22 protein-coding genes are annotated in these 20,166 nt (G+C 53.6%); 15 read left to right on the forward strand and 7 right to left on the reverse strand.

Features of this window, described 5'->3' with window-relative positions; all coding sequences use genetic code 11:
* The 8 genes from rnpA (at position 1) to ftsY (ending at position 7,797) form a co-directional block, all read left to right on the forward strand.
* Complete coding sequence (rnpA, locus tag JF44_RS0111820) at positions 1-462, forward strand: ribonuclease P protein component (protein ID WP_033069212.1); 462 nt, start codon at positions 1-3, stop codon at positions 460-462.
* Positions 459-770 carry a membrane protein insertion efficiency factor YidD gene (yidD, locus tag JF44_RS20180; protein WP_081944433.1) on the forward strand — a complete coding sequence of 104 codons (312 nt, stop codon included), beginning with the start codon at positions 459-461 and terminating at the stop codon, positions 768-770. The genes rnpA and yidD overlap by 4 nt, the downstream gene beginning before the upstream one ends.
* 44 nt (positions 771-814) lie before the next feature.
* Positions 815-2,518 carry a membrane protein insertase YidC gene (gene yidC, locus JF44_RS0111825; protein ID WP_033069213.1) on the forward strand — a complete coding sequence of 568 codons (1,704 nt, stop codon included), beginning with the start codon at positions 815-817 and terminating at the stop codon, positions 2,516-2,518.
* 73 nt (positions 2,519-2,591) lie between these two features.
* Positions 2,592-3,254: a ribosome biogenesis GTP-binding protein YihA/YsxC gene (yihA, locus tag JF44_RS0111830; protein ID WP_052065815.1), complete on the forward strand. Its 663-nt coding sequence runs from the start codon at positions 2,592-2,594 to the stop codon at positions 3,252-3,254.
* Positions 3,255-3,305: 51 nt separating this feature from the next.
* Complete coding sequence (gene argB / locus JF44_RS0111835; protein ID WP_052065817.1) at positions 3,306-4,235, forward strand: acetylglutamate kinase; 930 nt, start codon at positions 3,306-3,308, stop codon at positions 4,233-4,235.
* Positions 4,236-4,371: 136 nt separating this feature from the next.
* Positions 4,372-5,397, forward strand: coding sequence for a GGDEF domain-containing protein (locus JF44_RS0111840; RefSeq protein WP_033069214.1), 1,026 nt, complete (start codon positions 4,372-4,374; stop codon positions 5,395-5,397).
* Positions 5,398-5,617: 220 nt separating this feature from the next.
* Positions 5,618-6,862 carry a tRNA (N(6)-L-threonylcarbamoyladenosine(37)-C(2))-methylthiotransferase MtaB gene (gene mtaB, locus JF44_RS0111845; RefSeq protein ID WP_033069255.1) on the forward strand — a complete coding sequence of 415 codons (1,245 nt, stop codon included), beginning with the start codon at positions 5,618-5,620 and terminating at the stop codon, positions 6,860-6,862.
* Positions 6,862-7,797, forward strand: coding sequence for a signal recognition particle-docking protein FtsY (gene ftsY, locus JF44_RS0111850; RefSeq protein WP_033069215.1), 936 nt, complete (start codon positions 6,862-6,864; stop codon positions 7,795-7,797). The genes mtaB and ftsY overlap by 1 nt, the downstream gene beginning before the upstream one ends.
* An 87-nt stretch (positions 7,798-7,884) precedes the next feature.
* Here the strand turns inward: ftsY and JF44_RS0111855 are convergent, their stop codons facing one another.
* Complete coding sequence (locus tag JF44_RS0111855; RefSeq protein WP_033069216.1) at positions 7,885-8,619, reverse strand: SDR family NAD(P)-dependent oxidoreductase; 735 nt, start codon at positions 8,617-8,619, stop codon at positions 7,885-7,887.
* Positions 8,620-8,703: 84 nt separating this feature from the next.
* Between JF44_RS0111855 and JF44_RS0111860 the strand changes: the two genes are divergently transcribed.
* Complete coding sequence (locus JF44_RS0111860; protein WP_033069217.1) at positions 8,704-9,069, forward strand: winged helix-turn-helix transcriptional regulator; 366 nt, start codon at positions 8,704-8,706, stop codon at positions 9,067-9,069.
* 88 nt (positions 9,070-9,157) lie between these two features.
* Here JF44_RS0111860 and JF44_RS0111865 read toward each other — a convergent pair whose 3' ends face one another.
* Together JF44_RS0111865 and JF44_RS0111870 are read right to left on the reverse strand one after the other, a co-directional pair.
* A complete protein-coding gene (locus JF44_RS0111865) occupies positions 9,158-10,537 on the reverse strand; it encodes a diacylglycerol/lipid kinase family protein (protein WP_033069218.1) in 1,380 nt (459 codons plus the stop codon).
* 75 nt (positions 10,538-10,612) lie between these two features.
* On the reverse strand, positions 10,613-11,116 hold the full coding sequence (locus tag JF44_RS0111870; protein ID WP_033069219.1) for a Dps family protein: 504 nt from the start codon (positions 11,114-11,116) through the stop codon (positions 10,613-10,615).
* Between the two features lie 224 nt (positions 11,117-11,340).
* Here JF44_RS0111870 and JF44_RS0111875 point away from each other — a divergent pair, with 224 nt between their 5' ends.
* Both JF44_RS0111875 and JF44_RS0111880 read left to right on the forward strand, forming a co-directional pair.
* Positions 11,341-11,799 carry a hypothetical protein gene (locus tag JF44_RS0111875; RefSeq protein WP_033069256.1) on the forward strand — a complete coding sequence of 153 codons (459 nt, stop codon included), beginning with the start codon at positions 11,341-11,343 and terminating at the stop codon, positions 11,797-11,799.
* Between the two features lie 98 nt (positions 11,800-11,897).
* A complete protein-coding gene (locus JF44_RS0111880) occupies positions 11,898-12,482 on the forward strand; it encodes a YqaA family protein (RefSeq protein ID WP_033069220.1) in 585 nt (194 codons plus the stop codon).
* Between the two features lie 76 nt (positions 12,483-12,558).
* Here JF44_RS0111880 and JF44_RS0111885 read toward each other — a convergent pair whose 3' ends face one another.
* Positions 12,559-12,768, reverse strand: a complete 210-nt coding sequence (locus JF44_RS0111885; protein WP_033069221.1) for a hypothetical protein — start codon at positions 12,766-12,768, stop codon at positions 12,559-12,561.
* Positions 12,769-13,111: 343 nt separating this feature from the next.
* Here JF44_RS0111885 and JF44_RS0111890 point away from each other — a divergent pair, with 343 nt between their 5' ends.
* The gene (locus tag JF44_RS0111890; RefSeq protein ID WP_033069222.1) at positions 13,112-13,639 is read left to right on the forward strand and encodes a sigma-70 family RNA polymerase sigma factor; all 528 of its coding nucleotides are present in this window, start codon (positions 13,112-13,114) and stop codon (positions 13,637-13,639) included.
* A 1-nt stretch (position 13,640) separates the two neighbouring features.
* Entirely contained in the window at positions 13,641-13,883 is a 243-nt protein-coding gene (locus JF44_RS0111895) for a hypothetical protein (protein WP_033069223.1), read from the forward strand.
* A 176-nt stretch (positions 13,884-14,059) separates the two neighbouring features.
* Here the strand turns inward: JF44_RS0111895 and JF44_RS20345 are convergent, their stop codons facing one another.
* Complete coding sequence (locus JF44_RS20345) at positions 14,060-14,395, reverse strand: hypothetical protein (RefSeq protein WP_156111677.1); 336 nt, start codon at positions 14,393-14,395, stop codon at positions 14,060-14,062.
* A 5-nt stretch (positions 14,396-14,400) separates the two neighbouring features.
* Between JF44_RS20345 and JF44_RS0111905 the strand changes: the two genes are divergently transcribed.
* Together JF44_RS0111905 and chrA are read left to right on the forward strand one after the other, a co-directional pair.
* Complete coding sequence (locus tag JF44_RS0111905) at positions 14,401-15,876, forward strand: AMP nucleosidase (protein WP_033069225.1); 1,476 nt, start codon at positions 14,401-14,403, stop codon at positions 15,874-15,876.
* A gap of 188 nt (positions 15,877-16,064) precedes the next feature.
* Entirely contained in the window at positions 16,065-17,339 is a 1,275-nt protein-coding gene (gene chrA, locus JF44_RS0111910; RefSeq protein ID WP_052065819.1) for a chromate efflux transporter, read from the forward strand.
* Between the two features lie 48 nt (positions 17,340-17,387).
* On the opposite strand, the gene JF44_RS0111915 is transcribed toward chrA, so the two are convergent.
* Together JF44_RS0111915 and JF44_RS0111920 are read right to left on the reverse strand one after the other, a co-directional pair.
* The gene (locus JF44_RS0111915) at positions 17,388-18,842 is read right to left on the reverse strand and encodes a serine hydrolase domain-containing protein (protein ID WP_033069226.1); all 1,455 of its coding nucleotides are present in this window, start codon (positions 18,840-18,842) and stop codon (positions 17,388-17,390) included.
* A gap of 68 nt (positions 18,843-18,910) precedes the next feature.
* Positions 18,911-20,095, reverse strand: coding sequence for an MFS transporter (locus tag JF44_RS0111920; RefSeq protein ID WP_052065821.1), 1,185 nt, complete (start codon positions 20,093-20,095; stop codon positions 18,911-18,913).
* Between the last annotated feature and the right edge of the window lie 71 nt (positions 20,096-20,166).

A 20,166-nucleotide genomic window follows, 5' to 3' on the forward strand; every position in this document is an offset into this window, starting at 1 on the left:
GTGACCGTTTCGGTGGACCGCCTTAAAAAGCGTGCGGAATTTCTCCGCGTTGCGGGCACCCGCCGGAAATGGGTTACACAGGGATTGATCCTGCAGGGGGCTCCGCGCCCGGGGATCAAACCGAATACAGAATACGCCGGTGAAGACCGACTCGCACGAGTCGGGTTTACCGTCACCAAAAAGGTGGGAAAGGCCGTCGTCCGCAATCGCGTTCGGCGGCGTTTGCGTGCTGTGGCAGAGCAATTGATGAGCGAACACGCATTGCCCGGATGGGATTATGTTGTGATCGGTCGCGCCCAGACCATTGACCGGCCGTTTGAAAAGCTGATCGATGATATGCGGTTTGCCCTGCGTCGGGTCCCTGATGCCAAGCCGTCTGCACCGGATGCGCGCCGTCCCCGTAAAGGACGCGGCGCCAGACAGTCAGCCGGTTCGACGAAGGCAGGAGATCAGGCAAAATGACGTCTTATCGTCCCGCATCCGGATTCCCTGCTCGTCTTCTTCAAATCGCTGTTCGCGGTTATCAGCTGCTTTTGTCGCCATATATTGGGTGGTCATGCCGCTATCAGCCGACCTGTTCGGCTTATATGATAGAGGCATTAGCCCGTCACGGCGCATTAAAAGGTGGCTGGATGGGATTTAAACGGATAATGCGTTGCCATCCATGGGGTGGTCATGGTTATGATCCCGTGCCCGGATGTGGCTGCGAACAAAACAAAGCGTCGTCGGATGGTGAAAACCGGTCCCCGGCGCTTTCGTCATGTAAATAGAATATGCGGTCGGCGAAGCTGGCTGAAAAAAGCGGAAAGAGGCGATGAACGAACAACGTAACCTGTGGGTGGCAATTGCATCGGCAGTTGTGATTCTTATCGGGTGGCAATTCTTCTTTGCGCCCGAACCTGGTCCTCAGGTTCGTGAGGCGCAGGTTCGCGAACAGCTTAATGCGGACGGAACCAACACGCCCCAGGTATCAAGCCCGAGTGCCCCCGGTGGGCCGGTTGTCCCGGCTGTGGACCGTGAAGGCGCATTGGCAAAGTCGCCGCGTATCGCAATTGACACCCCGCGCGTCGAAGGTTCGATTCGCCTTGTCGGTGGTGTGATTGACGATATCCAGCTTCAGGACTACCGCGAGACTGAAGAACCTGACAGCCCGTTGATCCATGTGTTGAACCCGACCGGCAGCAATGATGCCTATTTCGCCGAGTTCGGCTGGGTTGGTTCGACAAAGGACATGGCGCTGCCCAACAGCGATACCCAGTGGTCCGCAAGTGGCGAAACACTGACACCAGACAGCCCGGTCACCCTGACCTGGGACAATGGTGAAGGCCTGACCTTCAAACGTGAAATCGCGATTGACGAGAACTATCTGTTCACCGTCAACCAGTCGGTCGTCAACAACAGCGGTGGCGACGTCGTTCTGTATCCGTATGGCCTGATTTCGCGCAAGAACAAGCCGGAAACGGCCGGGTTCTATATCCTGCACGAAGGTCCGCTTGGTGTGATCGACGGCACGCTCACCGAGATCGACTATGACGATCTTGCTGATGATGGTGCGGTTGAGAATACCACGACCGGTGGCTGGTTGGGGATTACCGACAAATATTGGCTGGTTGCGCTGGCGCCGTCCTCGGACGAGGTGATGACCACGCGCTTTAGCCACCATGTCGCCGAAAATGCTGACAAGTATCAGACTGACTATCTTGGTGCCCCGCGTACCATTGCCAATGGTAGCGAAGGCGCGGCAGAGACTCGCCTGTTTGCCGGTGCCAAGGAAGTTGCCCTGCTTGATACCTATGCCGAAGACTACGGCATCACCAACTTCGATCTCGCGATTGATTTTGGCTGGTTCTACTTCCTGACAAAGCCGTTCTTCCTTGTCCTGCAGTGGATGTACCATCTGGTTGGCAACTTTGGTGTGGCGATCCTTCTGATCACGGTTGTGGTCAAGGCGATCATGTTCCCGCTGGCCAACAAGTCGTACAAATCCATGAGTGCGATGAAAAAGCTGCAGCCGCAGATCACCGAGATGCGCGAGAAATTCAAGGATGATCGTCAGCGTCAGCAGCAGGAAATGATGGCGCTTTACAAGCGTGAAAAGATCAACCCGGCGTCCGGGTGCCTGCCGATTATCGTGCAGATTCCGGTCTTCTTTGCGCTCTATAAGGTTCTGTTTGTCAGCATTGAAATGCGCCATGCGCCGTTCTTTGGCTGGATTCAGGATTTGTCGGCACCCGATCCGACTTCGTTGTTTAACATGTTCGGTCTGATCCCGTGGGATCCGCCGCAGATTCTGATGATTGGCATCTGGCCGCTGATCATGGGTCTGACCATGTATCTGCAGCAGAAATTGAACCCGGCGCCGGCTGATCCGACCCAGGCGAAGATCATGATGTTCTTGCCGTTCATTTTTACCTTCATGCTGGCAAGCTTCCCGGCAGGTCTGGTGATTTACTGGGCATGGAACAACCTGCTGTCGATCGCACAGCAACGCTACATCATGTACAAGATGGGGATGTAAATCCCCATCTACCCTTCATGGGTTGATCTTCCCTTTCAAGGGAATACCCCGCAGGTTCGGGGAAGGAATAATAATGACACAAGAAAATCTGCCGTCGGCAACAGCCATACCGACGCACGAAGACTCAGTCATCGAAGCCGGGCGGAAGCTTTTTAGCCGCCCGGTTAACTTCGTTCTTGGCGTCGCACAGCTTGAACAGTTGCCAGCCGAGGATAAGACCGAGATCTGTTTTGCCGGTCGATCAAACGTCGGCAAGTCCAGCCTGATCAATGCGATCACGGGGCGCAAGGACATCGCCCGGACTTCGAATACGCCGGGCCGTACTCAGCAGCTGAACTATTTCGATCTGGATGGTGCCTGCTATGTCGTCGATTTACCCGGCTATGGCTTTGCTCAGGCCCCCAAGGATATCGTCGATACGTGGCATGCCCTGATCAAACAGTATTTGCGCGGGCGTGTGACTTTGCGCCGTGTGTTTGTTCTGATCGATTCCAGACATGGCTTCAAAAAGGCTGATCTGGATATGATGAAGCTGCTTGATGAGGCCGCTGTGCCATATCAGGTTGTGCTGACCAAGTCAGACAAGCTAAAAAAAGGACAACTTGAAAAACGCATCAAGGAAGTGGTCGACGGGTTGGTCAAGCATCCGGCCGCGCTGCCACAGATTTTTGCGACATCAAGCGAGAAAAACACCGGACTTGCCGAATTGCGGGCAGAGATTTCCACCCTGCTTTAAGGGGCGCGACGTGGCAGAGTCTGGTTCAAAGCGTAGTTATGGGGAAGTGAGATGAACGAAGAAATCCGTTCTGAAGAAGAGAATTCGGAATCCAGTGCCTACCGGACGCTGGCACGTGCAAAAGTTCTTTCCGAGGCTCTTCCCTATATGCGCCGATTTAACGGCCAGACCATCGTGATCAAATATGGTGGTCACGCCATGGGCGACCCGGAACTTGCCCGCCTGTTTGCACAGGATGTGGTGCTGCTTAAACAGGTCGGGATGAACCCGATCGTGGTTCACGGCGGTGGCCCGCAGATTGGCCAGATGCTCAAGCAGCTTAACATTCAGTCAGAATTTATTGACGGGCTTCGTGTGACCGACCAGCAGACCATTGATGTTGTTGAAATGGTTCTGGCTGGCAAGATCAACAAGGAAATCGTTTCCAATATCAATGCCGCAGGCGGTATCGGTGTTGGCCTGTGTGGCAAGGACGCGCACCTGATTACGGCGCGGAAACTCACCCGCACGAAACGGGACCCGGAAAGTAATATCGAAAAGGTTCTCGATCTTGGCTTTGTCGGGGAACCGGTAAAGGTCAATCCGCATGTTCTGGATTGCTTCGTGAATACCGATATCATCCCGGTAATTTCGCCGATTGGCGTAGGTGAAGACGGTCAGACCTACAATATCAACGCCGATACGGCTGCCGGTGCGATTGCCAAGGCAGTTGGTGCACGCCGTTTGTATATGCTGACCGATGTGAAGGGTATCCTTGATCAGGATAAGAACCTTGTAAGAGATGCTGATATGCACCACATCAACCAAATGATCGCCGACGGCACCATCCAGGGTGGTATGATCCCGAAAACTGAAACATGCATGGATGCAGTCGAGAACGGGGTTGAAGCCGCTGTTATTGTCGACGGTCGTGCACCACATGCAGTTCTGCTGGAACTGTTTACCGAACGTGGTGCCGGTACGATGATCCACGGAAACTAAGCCACCCTTTAGTATAGGAAAAAGTGACGTAAGTCTGGTTTCGTATCGTACATTGGGTTATGTTAATTCGAAATAGCACATAAAAATGTGCATAACGAATTGATATAACAATTAAAACACGAGCCGGAGCACCGTTGTGACAACGACGGAACAACAGAACTTACGCCATTGGGATTATGCCGAGGCGACCCTTTCCGCCTTGCGCGAACGGGGGCTTCGTCCCACCCCTGAGCTGTACCACGTATGGTTTGTTTATTTTGCCGAAGAAAATCCGGAAATTCTTCGGGTAATTGATGCTGTTCAGGCCAGTGGTGATGATCTGGCCGAAGATACGCTTCTTGAGCTGTATTACCGTTACATCTTTGACCGTCATGCCGCCGACTTCCTGCAGCGTGGTATGGAAGACTTTTCGGAACTTGTTGAAAACAGTGATGAATGTCTGATCGCCGCCCGCACGGGGCTGAGCAACTATGGTGATCTTTTGAAGCGTTCGGTGGCCACACTTGGCAAGCACAAGAACGTCGCGCCAGTTGTCGCCGAGATTGCCGAGAAGACCGACGAAATGCATCAGACGATTGATAATCTTCACAAGCGTCTTGATCGCTATCTTGGTCAGGTTGCGCTGCTTCAGCGTGAGCTCGAAGAAACCCGTGAACGGTCCTATACCGATGGATTGACACGTGTTTCCAATCGCATGTTCTTTGAAGAGCAACTCACCCAATTGGCGGCGGAATATGACACTGGTGATAAACCGGAACCGTTTTGTGTGATGATGGTCGACCTTGATCAGTTCAAGACGGTCAATGACAAGTTTGGTCATCGCATTGGCGATGAAATCCTGGTTTTGATCGCCTCGATGCTGAAAGCCAACATCAAGGGGCGCGATATTGTGGCACGCTACGGCGGGGACGAATTTGCGATTCTGTTGCCCCAAACGCCGCTTTCCGATGCGATGATTCTGGCCGAGGACATGAGCAAACGTATCGCCGCGCGCGAAATCAAGGCCAAGAGTTCCGGAACTTCTTATGGCCAAATGACGATTTCTGTGGGGGCGGCGGAATATATTGCCGGTGAAGGCGGGCCAAAGCTGATCGACCGGGCTGACAATGCGCTTTACCGCGCCAAGAAGGATGGGCGGAACCGTAACGTCGCTGCCCAATAGGGTCTTCTGCCATCAGTGCCCATAGCACAGGGTGATTTGCGCGCCTGATGCATGTGTGCCATGAAGGGCCCGGACTTGCATTGAGGCGTTCAAAAGCGTATGTAACGAGCGCCCGGCAAGGTCATTTGGCCTGTGCCGGGCGTTCCGCACTTGCAGGTGTTTTGCCAACAGTGCAGGCGGAATGTTTCCCAAATCCGAAAGTGATCGCAGAAGACCGAGCATGACAGAGCCGCGCGTCGTTACATTTGGTTGCCGTTTGAACACCTATGAATCCGAGGTGATGCGCGATCATGCCAAAACGGCGGGTCTGGATGATGCGATCATTATCAATACCTGTGCCGTCACGACCGAGGCCGAACGTCAGGCGCGTCAAAGCATTCGCCGCCTGCGTCGTGAAAACCCGGATGCCAAGATTTTCGTGACTGGCTGCGCAGTTCAGGTTAACCCGGACAAGTTCGCCAATATGGGCGAGATTGACCGTATCTTTGGCAATGATGCCAAGATGAAGGCTGAAACCTTCATGATGCCGGACCACGAACGTGTTGTTGTTAACGACATCATGTCGGTCGAAGAAACCGCAAGCCATCTTGTGTCGGGCTTTGAAGGGCGCGCACGTGCGTTTGTGCAGGTCCAGAATGGTTGTGATCATCGCTGCACCTTTTGCATCATTCCGTTTGGCCGCGGTAATTCGCGCAGTGTTCCGATGGGCGAGATCGTCAGTCAGGTGCGTGAACTGGTCGCCAATGGCTATGGCGAGGTGGTTCTGACCGGGGTGGATATCACGTCCTATGGTCATGATCTGCCGGGGCAGCCGACATTGGGGCAAATGTCGCGCCGCTTGCTGGCACAGGTGCCCGAACTGCCGCGTTTGCGGATTTCATCCATTGATCCGGTTGAGGTCGATGAAGACCTGTTTCGCTTGATCGAGACAGAACCACGCCTGATGCCGCATATGCATATCAGCCTGCAGGCCGGGGATGACATGGTGCTGAAACGCATGAAACGTCGCCACCTGCGTCAAGACGTTGTTGATTTCTGCCAAAAGGTCCGCGATCTGCGTCCCGATGTAACCTTTGGGGCAGATATCATTGCAGGTTTCCCGACCGAAACCGATGAAATGGCGGAAAACACCCTGCGTCTGGTCGAGGAATGCGGACTGATTTATCTGCATGTCTTCCCGTATTCCTCCCGCCCGGGGACGCCGGCGGCCAAAATGCCGCAAGTGCCCAAGGACCTGCGCAAGGAACGCGCGAGCGCCCTTCGCGAAGCAGGCGAGGTGCAACTCAACAAATTCCTGCAGTCACGCGTGGGCATGATCGAGAATGTGTTGGTTGAAAAGGAAAATACCGGCCATACGGAGCATTTTGCTCCCGTTCTGCTAGATCGCGTGATAGAACCGGGCACGATAGCAAAGGCCAAGATAACCGGCCTTGAAGATGGAAAACTGATTGCGGAGCTTACTTGATGAGTGAAGAGGGGAAGAAAAGCTGGTTTAGCCGCCTGAAGGACGGGCTGAAACGGTCCTCTTCAAAGCTGACCACAGGTATTTCCGATATCTTCACCAAGCGCCGTCTTGATGATGATGCGCTTGAGGAATTCGAAGACCTTCTGATTACATCCGACCTTGGGGTCACGACCGCAGCCAAACTGAGCGCGGAACTGTCCAAGACCCGGTTCGACAAGGAAGTCGATTCCGCCGAAATTCAGGAATTCATTGCCGAAGAAGTTGCCAAAATCCTTGATCCGGTTGCCAAACCGCTGGTGATTGATGCGACCAAGAAGCCACATGTGGTTCTGGTTGTCGGTGTCAATGGATCGGGTAAGACAACCACGATCGGCAAACTTGCAAAAACCTACAAGGATCAGGGCCTTAAGGTCATGATGGCAGCGGGTGATACGTTCCGTGCTGCCGCGGTGGAGCAGCTTAAGGTATGGGGCGAGCGCACCGATTGCCCAGTGGTTGCGCGTGATACTGGTGCGGATGCTGCCGGGCTTGCCTTTGATGCGATTGAGCAGGCCCAGCGCGAAGGCTATGACCTTTTGCTGATTGATACCGCCGGTCGTTTGCAGAACAAGGCGCATCTGATGGACGAGCTTAAAAAGATCGTCCGCGTCATCAAAAAGCGTGATGAAACCGCCCCGCATGATACGCTTTTGGTGCTTGATGCCACGACGGGTCAGAATGCGCACTCACAGGTGGAAACCTTTGGTCAGGCCACGGACGTTTCCGGTCTGATTGTGACCAAACTGGATGGAACGGCAAAGGGCGGTGTCGTTGTTGCACTGGCCGAGAAATTCGGTAAACCCGTTCATGCCATTGGTGTGGGTGAAACGGCCGAAGATTTACGCCCGTTCGAAGCCGAGTCCTTTGCCAGAAGCCTTGCCGGGCTTGAGGATTAAGGCCTGATCTGCCCGGTGTGATCATTTCCGATAATTGAAAATAACAGCCGGAGCGACCGCGCCAAATGCGCCGTCGCTCCGACGTGTTTAGATCTGGGCGTAACCGCCATCGACGAATATTTCACTGCCCGTCATGAAGCTGCTGTCATCGGACGCCAAAAAGGCTGCGACCGCGGCTGTTTCCGCCGGATTCCCCATGCGTTCCAATGCCGTTCCGTTGCTTAGTTCCTCGATGATCTCGGGGGTTAGCAATTCATCTATCTTGTCGGTTTGGGTTGGTCCGGGGCTAAGGACATTGACGCGGATAGATGTGCCGCGCAGGTCTTGCGCCCAGCTGCGTGCCAGATTCCGAACGGCTGCCTTTGATGCGCTATAAATACTCATCGCAGGCGTTCCCATGACCCCGGTGGTGGAGCCGGTCAGAATGATCGAGCTCCCCGGTTTCAGAAGCGGCAGCGCCTTTTGCACTGTAAAAACAGTTCCCTTCACATTGATGTCAAAGGTGTAGTCAAGGTGCTTTTGGGTGATCTCGCCCAGGGGAACCAGTTCTCCGACACCGGCATTGGCAAATACGACATCAAGCGTTTCGCGCTCCGCCCGGATGGTTTCAAATACGCGATCAAGATCTTCTGGATTTGTAATGTCAGCCTGAAGTCCACGAACAGAGCTGCCGATTTCCTTCACTGCGGACTCAATCACGTCCTTGCGACGCCCCGAGATGTAAACAAAGGCACCCTCGGCGACGAACCGCTTTGCCGATGCGAAACCGATACCGCTCGCACCACCAGTAATCAGCACTGTCTTTCCTTCGAGTTTGGTCATCTTTCTGGTCTCCGAAATTAAGGTTGACCAAAACGATACGTATGGACATACTTTTTAACAAGTATGCACCTTTTAGTAAGTACCATGTCAGATCGTACAGAAATACCAGCTCAACCGTTCATTTGTGGTCTTGATGCCGCCCTTCGGGTGATTGGCGGCAAGTGGAAGCCATTGATTTTGTTCTTTTTGGCAAAGGAACCCAGGCGTTATGGCGAACTGAAAAGATGTGTTCGCGGGGTCAGCGATAAAATGTTGATCCAGCACCTCAAGGAGCTGGAAGTTGATGGTGTTGTTCTGCGCACCGACTATCAGGAAATTCCGCCGCGTGTTCTTTATGAACTTTCCCCGTTCGGTTTCAGTCTGGCAGATGCCCTTGTCCCGCTGTGTCGCTGGGGGGACGAGAATGCTGAAATCATTGAGAAAAATCTTAACGCCAAACGCGATAGCTGATTTTCAGGTATATGGAACCTGCGGGTGCATCTGGACTCGGGGCGTTGATTTGAAAAAAGGCAGCCTGATGGGGCTGCCTTTTGGGTTTCTAGTGTGATTTGACGATGTCGCGCAGTTTTTGCTGCATTTCGGTGATGACACGATCCAGCTCTCGGACCGGGGCTTTGATATCGTCTGGTAAGTCTTCAGTCGGAAGGTCGCTGATTTCGGTTTCAAGCAATTCCGCACGGGCCTTGAGGCCATTGACAAGGCGTGTGTCGGCGTCTTCAACCAGCCAGCCCATCACCTTGTCGCGAAGTTCCTCCAGATTCTTTAAATCCGGGTCCGGTGAGGCCGCATTGATCCCATAAGGCCGCACACCCAGTTCAAGCTGACGGGCAATGTTGCGCAGGTTCCCAGCGCCATCATGGCAAAGCGCCTTAAGCGTGCTGCTTTCCGCAACGGGGTAGATCGCCTCCAGCCGCAAGGCGAAATCAACGATGTCACGCATGATGTCATTGATCGCACCTTGGTGTGGCAGCGATTGTGACAGCGTGTCGTCATCTGAATTGATCTGATCAACAAAGCTGTTGGGGGCAAATACCGCCAAGACCCCGGCGCGAATTTCAAAGTGCGCGGGTAGTTCGCCAATGATTTCCCCATCGGCAAGAATGGGGGCGCCATCTTCGCCTTCAATCACGATGCGGTCGCATTCCATCGAGGTGGCATAGCTGCTGTCATCGACGGAGCCGAATAAAAGTTCGGCTGCGATATCAAGACCGCTTAGGGTGTCGACGCTGTCGCGTATGGCAAACATATGCAGAAGCCCGTCTTCCGGGCTTTTGGTTTCACTCGGGCGCAAGCCGCCCCCGAAATAGCGTCCGTTGGTAATGGTCACCTGGCGCAGTTTCCAGTTTTCTGCGGGGGCGTCGCCACATTTAATTGTCAGATCCAGCGGATCCATTTCATGCCAGCTTTGCCAGTTGGCAACGGCATAGCTGATTGCACCAAAGGTACGTTTCAAATCCGGGTTGATGCGTTTGCGAGCATCCGCAGGAACGCCGATGCTGGCGGCATTGATAAAGCGACGGTCGTTTACACTGCCGACATCAAGCATTCTGATCTGCCCGTGAATTGACGCACGTGCGGCATCAATCAGGTCATCTGGCAATGTCAGGGTACGCGCAAAGTCATTTGCGGTGCCAAGCGGGATCGGAATTAAAACGACTTTCCGGGCAATGATTGTATCGAGAACCGCATTGATCGTGCCGTCTCCACCCCCGACAGCAACGATGTCGCCAGCTGTGCAGTTGGTGTCGATCTGTGTGCAGATGTCGTCAGGCGTATCGCAGAGGGTCAGCTCCGTCTGATAGCCGGCATCTTCGAAGACGCCGCGCAGTGGCTGTGCGCCATTGTTGCGCCAGTCTTCCGGAAGCTTCCCCTTAGTCAGGAAAATGCACACCTTGCCTGTCAGATCAGAACTTTTCACGATAGCGCCTCATTGTTTGTCGACAAAAAAGAACCGGCGCCCGAAAGCGCCGGTCCATCTTATCACATGTTTCGATCAGGAGGCCGTTGCACGAAGCATCCAGATGGCTTCTTCGTGAACGCCGATGCGTTCGGTCAGAAGGTCGGCGGTTTTGACATCCTCGACTTCCTCGGCAGCCGTCACGCCATCGCGAATGAGGCGCGCCATTTTCTCGTGATCCTCGATCAGATCGGTCACCATGTCGTTTGTCGCGAGAAGTTCGGTCTGATCGGAAATGACCGAGTTTTCCATCATGTCGTTAAGGCCGGTCGGCGCCGAAAAGCCAATTGCACGAATGCGTTCTGCCATATCGTCAATTGCTGTGTTGAGGTCTTCGTATTGCTCCTCGGTCATCTTGTGAAGCGAATAGAAGGCCGGGCCGACCACATTCCAGTGAACGCCACGGATTTTGGCATACAGTACATGCGACGACCCAACGATTTGCGTCAGCATCTTCGCCAGTTCGCGACGATCCTTGCGATCTACGCCGGTTTCGACGGGAAATTCCTTCGCAACGGTCTGCATACTGCTATGTGCCATAACTAAAACTCCTTTGTTTATCAGATGCCCGTAAGTCGGTTAGCGCATCTCAACTGCGCTGTACCCCGCTTTGTTGGTGGGCACTTGTATGGATAACGCGGGCCTGTTTCGAAGGTTCCACAAAATAAAATCAACACAATTGGAACATTGTTTTGAACCATCCGTTGTTAAGGGTAAGCAGCGCGCAAGTAATTGCGCTGTTTTTATTAAATATGGAGGTTGTGATGTTGAGCAAGAATATGCTGATGATCGGTACTGTACTTATGTCTGTTTCTGTTATGGCGCCGGCCTATGCCGGGTCGGCTTCTGATGCCGATACGATGAAGACCGATGATGCCATGAAAGCGGATGCCAAAGAGCTGCGCAAAGATCTGGCAGCTCAGTACGAAGAGGCGGAGGACTTCACATACGATCAGAAAGAAGACTTCTTTGATTGGGTGAATGCCAAGGCAGAACAGCTTGGCGATCAATATGACGACGTTTCCGCCCAGGTCAAAAATGACAGTGAAGAAGCGGTCGATGAATTGGCCGAAGCCTGGGACCACGCCAGCGATGAGCTGAGCGATGCACTGGACAATGCCCAGGATGCATCTGCTGATACCTGGGAAGAGGTAAAGACCGATACTGTCAATGCGCTTGAAGATGCGCAGAAGGCCATCTCGGATAGTCAGTCAGCCGAATAAGATGTCACAACCTGAACTCGGCGACATGACGTCCGAGGGCAGCAGCCCGCCCGGTTTCGGGCGGGCTGTTTTTTGTTTGGGCCATCAAAGGGCACGCAATGACCAAGACTGAACAGCAAACGGCATCCGGACCAAAGAGTGCGATGAAATATGCCCAAAAGCGGCTGGCGCAACTTGCCGAAGGGCGCAAGGGGCTTTGGGGTATTTCTGGTGCATCGTTTCTTGAGACGACAATTATTCCTATCCCGATCGAGATAATTATTGCTCCGATTATGGCTGCGTCGCGGACACGTGGTTTTATTGTTGCAACGGTGACCCTTGCAGGCAGTGTTGCGGGTGCTTTGGCTTTATATCTATTGGCGCGGGTTCTGTTTGATGATGTTGCACAGCCGCTGATTGATCTTCTTGGTGGGCAGCAAGAATTCAAAGACCTGCAAGACAAGTTTGAACAGGGTGGCTTTTGGGTTGTTTTTGCCATCAGCATTACGCCCGTGCCAATGCAATTGGCAGCCCTTGCGGCCGGTGCAGCGTCTTATCCCGTTTGGTTGTTTGTTATCGCAATCACCGCATCGCGAGCTTTGCGATACTATGGATTGTGGCTTTTGGTTCTTGGGTTCGGAACAGGGATCGCCAGAATATTTGAAGGTCGAAAACCAAAACTGGGTGCGGATCATCCATCCTGATTTCCCGACGGTTCATTGGAATAAACAGAAAGGCCCGGCAAAATGCCGGGCCTTTCTGTTGGGGAGATACGTTTTTTTATTCCGGATCAACCCGGAAATCGCTGGTGGATTTTCCATCTGTATCGGGCTCTTCGAGATCTTCAGAGACCAACCCGCGACGAATGAGCTCGCGGATCGCGGCTGCGCGGGTGGGCATCCGATGTTCAAAGCGCCAATCGTCAATGACTTTCAGCTCCTCATCATCAAGCATAATCTGGAGCTTTTCTGTTCTTTTCGACGTTGCCACGTGGGTTTCCTGTCAATTAAAGCGGCTCATGCATCCGCCTGAAGCCATTGAAAATCAAAGCATTCAAGAATTTTGGAGTAACTTACGTTACCGCTGTTTCCTCCGTAAGACAACCACCTTGCGGATAATCGGTATGTGTCGTCGCCGATGTAAGTAATGTAAAGTAATTAGTTGGTGTTGTTAATGTAAAGTGATCAAGTTAATTACAATGTGTCACTCATGTGTCTTAATATTGTTGTGTATTTAATGGTTGTTCACTGTATTGCCTAAGTTGACTATACGATTTTACTTTAAATTTTATTTTTATTTGTTAGGGTCAGCTCATCCGAACAAGGAGGTTGTGATGTCTAAACAAGTGATGAACGAAATCGAAGACCATGTACCCGCGTTGCGCCGTCATGCATATCGCCTGACCGGCAGCACCGATCTTGCGCAGGATTTGGTTCAGGACACGCTGTTGAAAGCCATCAGCAAAAAGGATCAGTTCGAAGCAGGGACAAGCCTGAAAGCTTGGCTGCACCGAATTCTTTTCAACACATTCATTTCCGGCAAGCGTCGTGAGAAGACGCGTGGTCCTCAGGTCGACTGGGATGATCTTGGCGACGTCTATGGTCATGGTAGTAACCAGATGGCGCGATTGCAGCTTCGGGATGCCGACCGTGTTCTCGAAGAACTGCCGGAACAGGAACGCGAAGCGATCATGCTGACCGCTGTTGGTGACGTGTCCTATCAGGATGCAGCTGATCAGATGTCGGTTGAAATTGGCACGGTAAAATCCCGTGTTGGCCGTGCGCGCCGTAAACTGCGTGAATCGGTTGGTCGAATCGAATCCCGTGAGCATGCGTCGCGCTATGTCGCAGAGGCGGCATAAAATGTGCCCCGTTCTTGCGATATACGGCAAGGAGGACATTCTTGGCTATATAAACGGCACGCTTGAAGATGCCGAAGAAGAACAGGACATCGAAAGCCTGGTCGAAAATGACCCGCGCGCTGCCGAAATTGTCTGTAACCTAAGTAATTCCCATTTAGGTGACCATAAGACATTTGATGCTGACGCGCAGAAAAGGTTGGAGAAACTCCGGAAAATTGCCGTTAACGCAAATCACATGGCATAGGTGTCCGAGATAAACATAGAGAATGATTGTCGATTAAATTTGACATTAATGACCGTTGGTCATATAAATATGGATATCAGGGTTGATCGTCTTTTCCCTCAACGTCTAAGGCCCTTCCCTGAAATTGCCGAAACCGTCCCCCGGTTTCGGCATTTTTTTTTGCCCATTTCCAAAATTCACCTGCTGTTCATTGTCCTGAGGCGAAGGTTGTTTGCGCTGGTTATGGCCGATGCATCAAAACTGTCATTTGGAATTTTTGAAGATAAACCCGACATATAAAAAGATAACCTGCTGAAACCACCGGAAAAGTGACCGGTTTTGGGATGAAACTGGATCTCCTTCATGTACCATTTCACCCACAGATTGATAATGGTCATAAATTTTTCGGTTGTCAGTAGGCGGGCGAGCGGTGATAAATCTCTCGCTCCAAGGGCTTTTGCCATTGATCGGGCGCGGTTTCGCGTACCTTGATCAAGCGAAAGAACCCGAACAAAAATAACAAAAAGGAGCATCCAATATGGTTTCTGGAGTCCACGGATCGGTTCGCGATCTGTTTGAATTTACCGACGCAGACAAGGCACTTGCGCGCATCAAGGATATTTATGCGACCGGTGCCAATGCCGTCCAAGAGGCCTTCAACCGTTTCGGTGAAGGTCAGCAGTCTTCCCCTGTGCGCGCCTATTATCCGTATCTTGGTATCGAAGTGCCGCCGGAAAAACTGCATGTTGAAAGCACCCTGTCATTCGGTGCGCCGCGTGATCCGGGTGTGTATGGCACGACGCTGACCCGTCCGGACCTGTTTGAAGAATACTACCGCGAGCAAATCGAACTTCTGCTGAAAAACCATGATGTTCCGGTCGTGGTTGGCGTTTCGGATCGTCCGATCCCATTGCCGTTCCTTGTCGCATCAGCAACCGACAGCATCGGTCCGACCGACATTCGCCCGATGCAGTTGATCTTTGATATGCCGGATCTTGCGCGTACTGACGATGATATCGCCAATGGTGTGCATTACGGATTGAACGCGGCACCGGGGTCAAAGCCGCTGTCGCTGTTCTCCGGGGAACGCGTTGACTATTCACTGGCGCGTTTGCGCCACTATACGGCGACCGCGCCCGAACATTTCCAGAAGTTTGTGCTGTTTACCAACTATCAGCGCTATGTCGATGAATTCATCGAATTTGCCAAAACCCAGCTTGAAGATCCCAAAAGCCCCTATGTTGCCTTTGTCGAACCGGGACCGAAGGTCCATGTTCGCAAAAATGCACCAAAGGGCTGGAAGGAAACCGGCGAGGCGGTCAAACAATTGCCGCAGATGCCGTCCTACCATCTGATCCGGGAAGACGGCCTGGGTGTCACACTGGTCAATATCGGTGTTGGCCCATCCAATGCGAAAACGGCAACAGACCACATTGCCGTACTGCGTCCGCACTGCTGGTTGATGCTTGGTCACTGTGCCGGTCTGCGTCGCAGTCAGTTGCTTGGCGATTACGTTTTGGCACATGGTTATGTCCGCGATGACCATGTGCTTGATTCCGACTTGCCGCTTTGGATTCCCGTGCCGCCGATTGCCGAGGTGCAAGTCGCACTTGCCAATTCGGTAACCAAAATCACCGGGCTTCAGGGCCGGGAGATGAAGGCACGCATGCGCACCGGTACGGTTGCCACGACCGATAACCGGAACTGGGAATTGCGTTATAGCGAATTGTTTGTACGTCTTAACCAGTCGCGCGCAATTGCAGTGGATATGGAAAGTGCGACCATTGCTGCCAACGGTTTCCGGTTCCGCGTGCCATACGGGACGCTTTTGTGTGTGTCCGATAAACCGGTGCATGGGGAACTGAAGCTGCCGGGCATGGCGAACAATTTCTATCGCCAACGGATTGGACAGCATTTGCAGGTGGGGCTTGATACGATTGATACGCTCCGTCAGGACGTCAATCAGCTCCATTCGCGCAAATTGCGCTCATTGGACGAACCTGCGTTCCGCTAGGCAAAATTCTCGCCCTGTTGTTGTGGCCTTGATTTTTAAACCCCGCCATCAGCATCACGCTGCTGGCGGGGTTTTGTTATAAATTCATGACGAATGAAGGCCGGGCCGCTTTTGGCTATGCGGCCCCCTTCTGATTGCGTAAGGTCTGGAAAATTTGACCGGCACAAAGTGATCAGAAGGCAACATATATGTCAGATACGACGCCAACCAGTCCGTCAGCGAAACCAGAAACCGGCACGGCTGAAGCCGTCCTGCCAACCGGCGGTGTGGGACTTTGGCAGATTTTCCTGATATTCCTGCGTCTTGGTTTGACCAGTTTTGGCGGGCCGGTTGCCCATATCGGTTATTTCCGCGAAGAATTTGTTGCGCGCCGCAAATGGCTGAGTGACGCGCGCTATGCCGATCTTGTCGCGCTGTGTCAGTTTGCCCCCGGTCCGGCCAGTTCGCAGGTTGGCATGGGAATTGGCATGGCGCTGGGCGGCATGCGAGGGTCGCTGATGGCGTGGCTGGGGTTCACCATGCCGTCGGCAATTGTTCTGGCAGCTCTTGGCATGACGTTTACCGGGCTTGATGTTGGTGGTGCAGACGGCATCATTCGCGGGCTTAAGCTGGTTGCGGTTGGTGTGGTGGTCCATGCGTTGTTGGGGATGGGGCGGACGCTGTGTCCGGATATTCCGCGCATTGCCCTTGCGGTTATTGCCGCCGCGATCATGATCGCCAGCGATACGGTCATGGCACAGTTTGCTGTCATTCTTGGCGGCATGGTCGCAGGTTTTATCCTGTTGCGGGGCATGGTAAGCCCCGATCTTGATCCCGGTCAGGCACCGCATTCTGCCAAGGGTGCCGTCTTTGCGCTTTTTGCATTCTTTGCCTTGCTGTTGACCTTGCCGGTTCTTGCCAAACTTGATCCAACCGGATTGTTTGCGGTGATTGACGGGTTTTATCGCAGTGGCGCGCTTGTGTTTGGCGGCGGGCATGTTGTTTTGCCCTTGCTGCAAAATGCTGTTGTGGCGCCGGGCTGGATTGATGCCGAGACCTTCCTTGCGGGGTATGGGGCGACCCAAGCCGTGCCGGGTCCGATCTTTACCTTTGCCGCCTATCTGGGGGCAGCACTTCACACTGGAAGCGGTGGCGCAGGTATCGCTGTCAGTGCGGCAACATCCATGGTCACGCTGATTGCGATCTTTTTGCCGGCGTGGCTGTTGGTGGTGGGGCTTTTGCCGTTTTGGGACCGTGTGCGTCATATTCCGTCAATGCGCGCAGGCCTTATGGGGGTAAATGCCGCCGTCGTCGGTTTGCTGGCTGCTGTGCTTTATGATCCGATCTGGACCGGGGCCATTCTTGATGTGTTTGATGTCGGCTGTGTCGTTCTGGTGTTCGCCATCTTGCAATGGCGTATTATTCCGGTTTGGGCGGTTGTCGGTGCCGGAGCGCTGCTTGGCTATTTGGCCGGACTGTTCTGATCGGGCGTTTCGCAGTGCAGGTCGTCTTCAATCCAAACGGAAAACGTCCTAACTCGGGGCCTCGGCGTCTTGCGAACCGTTCGATGTATCAGCATTTGGCGCGTTATCTGACGTGTCGGGGAAGATTGCGCTTAGATCGGAAATGAACTTTCGCAGATCAAATGCTGCGCGCTTTCGTGTCACGCCCAACCGGACAACCACCAGGTCTTTTGACGGAATAACACTTAGCGACTGACCGTCGTGCCCCAGCGAGAAGAAGGCATCTTCCGGCAATTGCGGGGCGCCGTCACGTGTGCTGCCGTCCTCGTTGCGACCACCGGGAAGGTCCAGCCACCAATGGGCGCCATAGACGCCGTTTTCGTCTTCTGCAGCGGGGCTGGTGGAATAGCCCACCCAACCTTCCGGCAACAGGCGTTCCCCGTTCCAGACGCCATCCTGCAAGAAAAGCTGTCCCAGTTTTGCCCAGTCACGTGCGGTCGCATGCATGAAGCTTGACGCGACAAAATAGCCTTCCGGGTCGGTTTCGATAACGGCATTTGCAATGCCAAGCGGCCGGAAGACAAGTTCTGTCGGGCGGCTCATATATGCAGCCCGTGACCCACTCAGGTTTCGGATGGCTGCAGACAGGATATTACTGGCCCCGGAATTATATGAAAAAACGCTGCCCGGCGTGTTTTCAAGGGGTTTGGAAACGGCAAACCCTGCTGCCCCCGGTTCGACGAACAGCATCTGCACCACATCGGAAAGCGGATTGGCATAGCTTTCATCAAACTTAAGGCCGCTGCGCATTCGAAGCAGATCGTCATAATTGATCTTTGCACGGCTATCGCTGGCGTCCGTCCGCCATTCATTGATCAGAACCGGGTCATAGACGTCCGTGATCATGCCTTCGTGGCGCATACGCCCAAGGATGATGTTAAAAACGCTTTTGGTCATTGACCATCCCGGCAAGGGGGTCTGGCCTGTGATGCCCTGTGCGTAACGCTCGGCGACGACTTTCCCCTGATGCAGGATGACAACTGCCCGTGTTCGGCGTTCGGGGTGCACTCCGGGTTCATCCATCACATCAAACAGGACGTTGTTCAACGCCCGCCGGTCGACGTTCGCTGGCAGTGGGCTGGTTAACAATTCCTGTGGGGTAATCGGCCTTAAGAACGGGGTCGAATTGCGCAGTCGGGCAATGTGGTCTGTGTCTTCGGCAAGGGTGCAGCCCAGATTGGGGCGGTAGATAGCGAATCTTTTTCGAAAGCCGAACGCATGGGCGCTGACGGTTTGATTGCGCAGGTCTACATTGGTGGTGATGAGCGTCAGAAGAGGATTGTTGTCTGCCAGGACATCAACTTCCCGCGCACGACTTGATGGCAGGCCGTTCACAAAAATGGCTGAACACATGATCTTGGCACTATAGGCAGCACCGACCGGGGCAAGCCAGATGAAGAACACTGCAAGAACAGAAAGGCCGATCAATATCAGTCCGATAAAGATGGCCTTGATCCACTGCATTCCACTTCCCTGAACTTTTTTAAGTTATCTGCCGTTGAAGGGTCGCTCGCTTCGGTATGGAGGTCAAGTCATCGTGATGTATAGTTTTGTGATGTAGGTTGGCTGTTGGGCCATGGGCGGGCCGATATCAGGAATCCTGCAAAATAAAACCCGCCAAGGACGGTGGCCGCGCCGACCCATCCGTTCTGGTCAATCATCGCACCGGCAAACGGCGGGACAATCACGACAAAGATTTCCGCAAACTGTGCGAGCATCCCCTGAAGGGCGGGCATGGAAAGGCCATCTTTGGCAATGCCGGGCAGCAGGGCAAAGCACGTACCGGCAACGGCCCCCTGACAGATGTTGAAAATGATCAGGGCGGTAATGCTGATTGGCACGGATGTGCTGATAAACAGGGTGGATACGGCAATCGCCATCATGGGCAGGAACAGCACAAGAATGCTGCGCCCTGAAACGTTGCGCCCCAAAACGGTTCCGGCGGCAATGCTGCCGACCACGTTTCCACCAATCGCAGTTGTGCCGATGATGCCTGCTGACAGTGCAATTCCGATATCAAGGTTATCGGCAAGCATTGCGGGCATAAAGGCAAGGGCGGCGGATGTCGCGCCGGCAAAGGCGGAAAAGGTCAAGGCAACCCGAAGGGCTGCGCGTGATTTCAAAACACCAACCACCCCATGCACAACAGACCGGCGCGTGGTTGGCGTGCCTGGTTTGGTCATCAGGGCCAGAAGCGGCAGCAAAACCAGAACGGGCAGGGTGCATGCCACCACCGCCAGCCGCCAGTCGAGCCAGGTGACAACCGCCGCACTCACCCAGTTGCCAAGCGCGATACCCACCGGAATAAAGGTGCCCCAGATGCTCATGGCCATGGCGACCAGCTTGGGGTTGTTAAACCCTGCCATCCAGCTTGGCGCGCCAACAACAATCAGAAGATAGCCAATACTGGTAACGATACGCCCGACATAAAGCATGGTGCTAACATTGGCGGTGGCAAAAATGGCAGCACCCGCGATCATCATAAGACAGCCAAGAACAAGCGATTTGCGCAAACCCGCACGTGCGGCCCAAACCCCCGTCGGAATGGCACAGAGTGCACCCGCAGCGGTAATCAGGGATGCGACAAGGCCAAATTCTGCCTGGCTCAGGCCAAAACCCGCACGTAAATCCGGGGCAATCGGGCCAATCAGGCCAACCTGCATCGAGGCAGTAAGCCCAAGACTATAAAGAACAATGATGGCAGCAGTCGGCGGCATGGGGCAGTTCCGATGGAAAGGGAATGGGTACAGGGAAGCCGTTCGGCAAAGAAAATCCTGCACCTGTCTAG

The organism is Thalassospira australica, assembly GCF_000763295.1.
In the GTDB taxonomy this organism is placed as follows: Bacteria; Pseudomonadota; Alphaproteobacteria; order Rhodospirillales; family Thalassospiraceae; genus Thalassospira; species Thalassospira australica.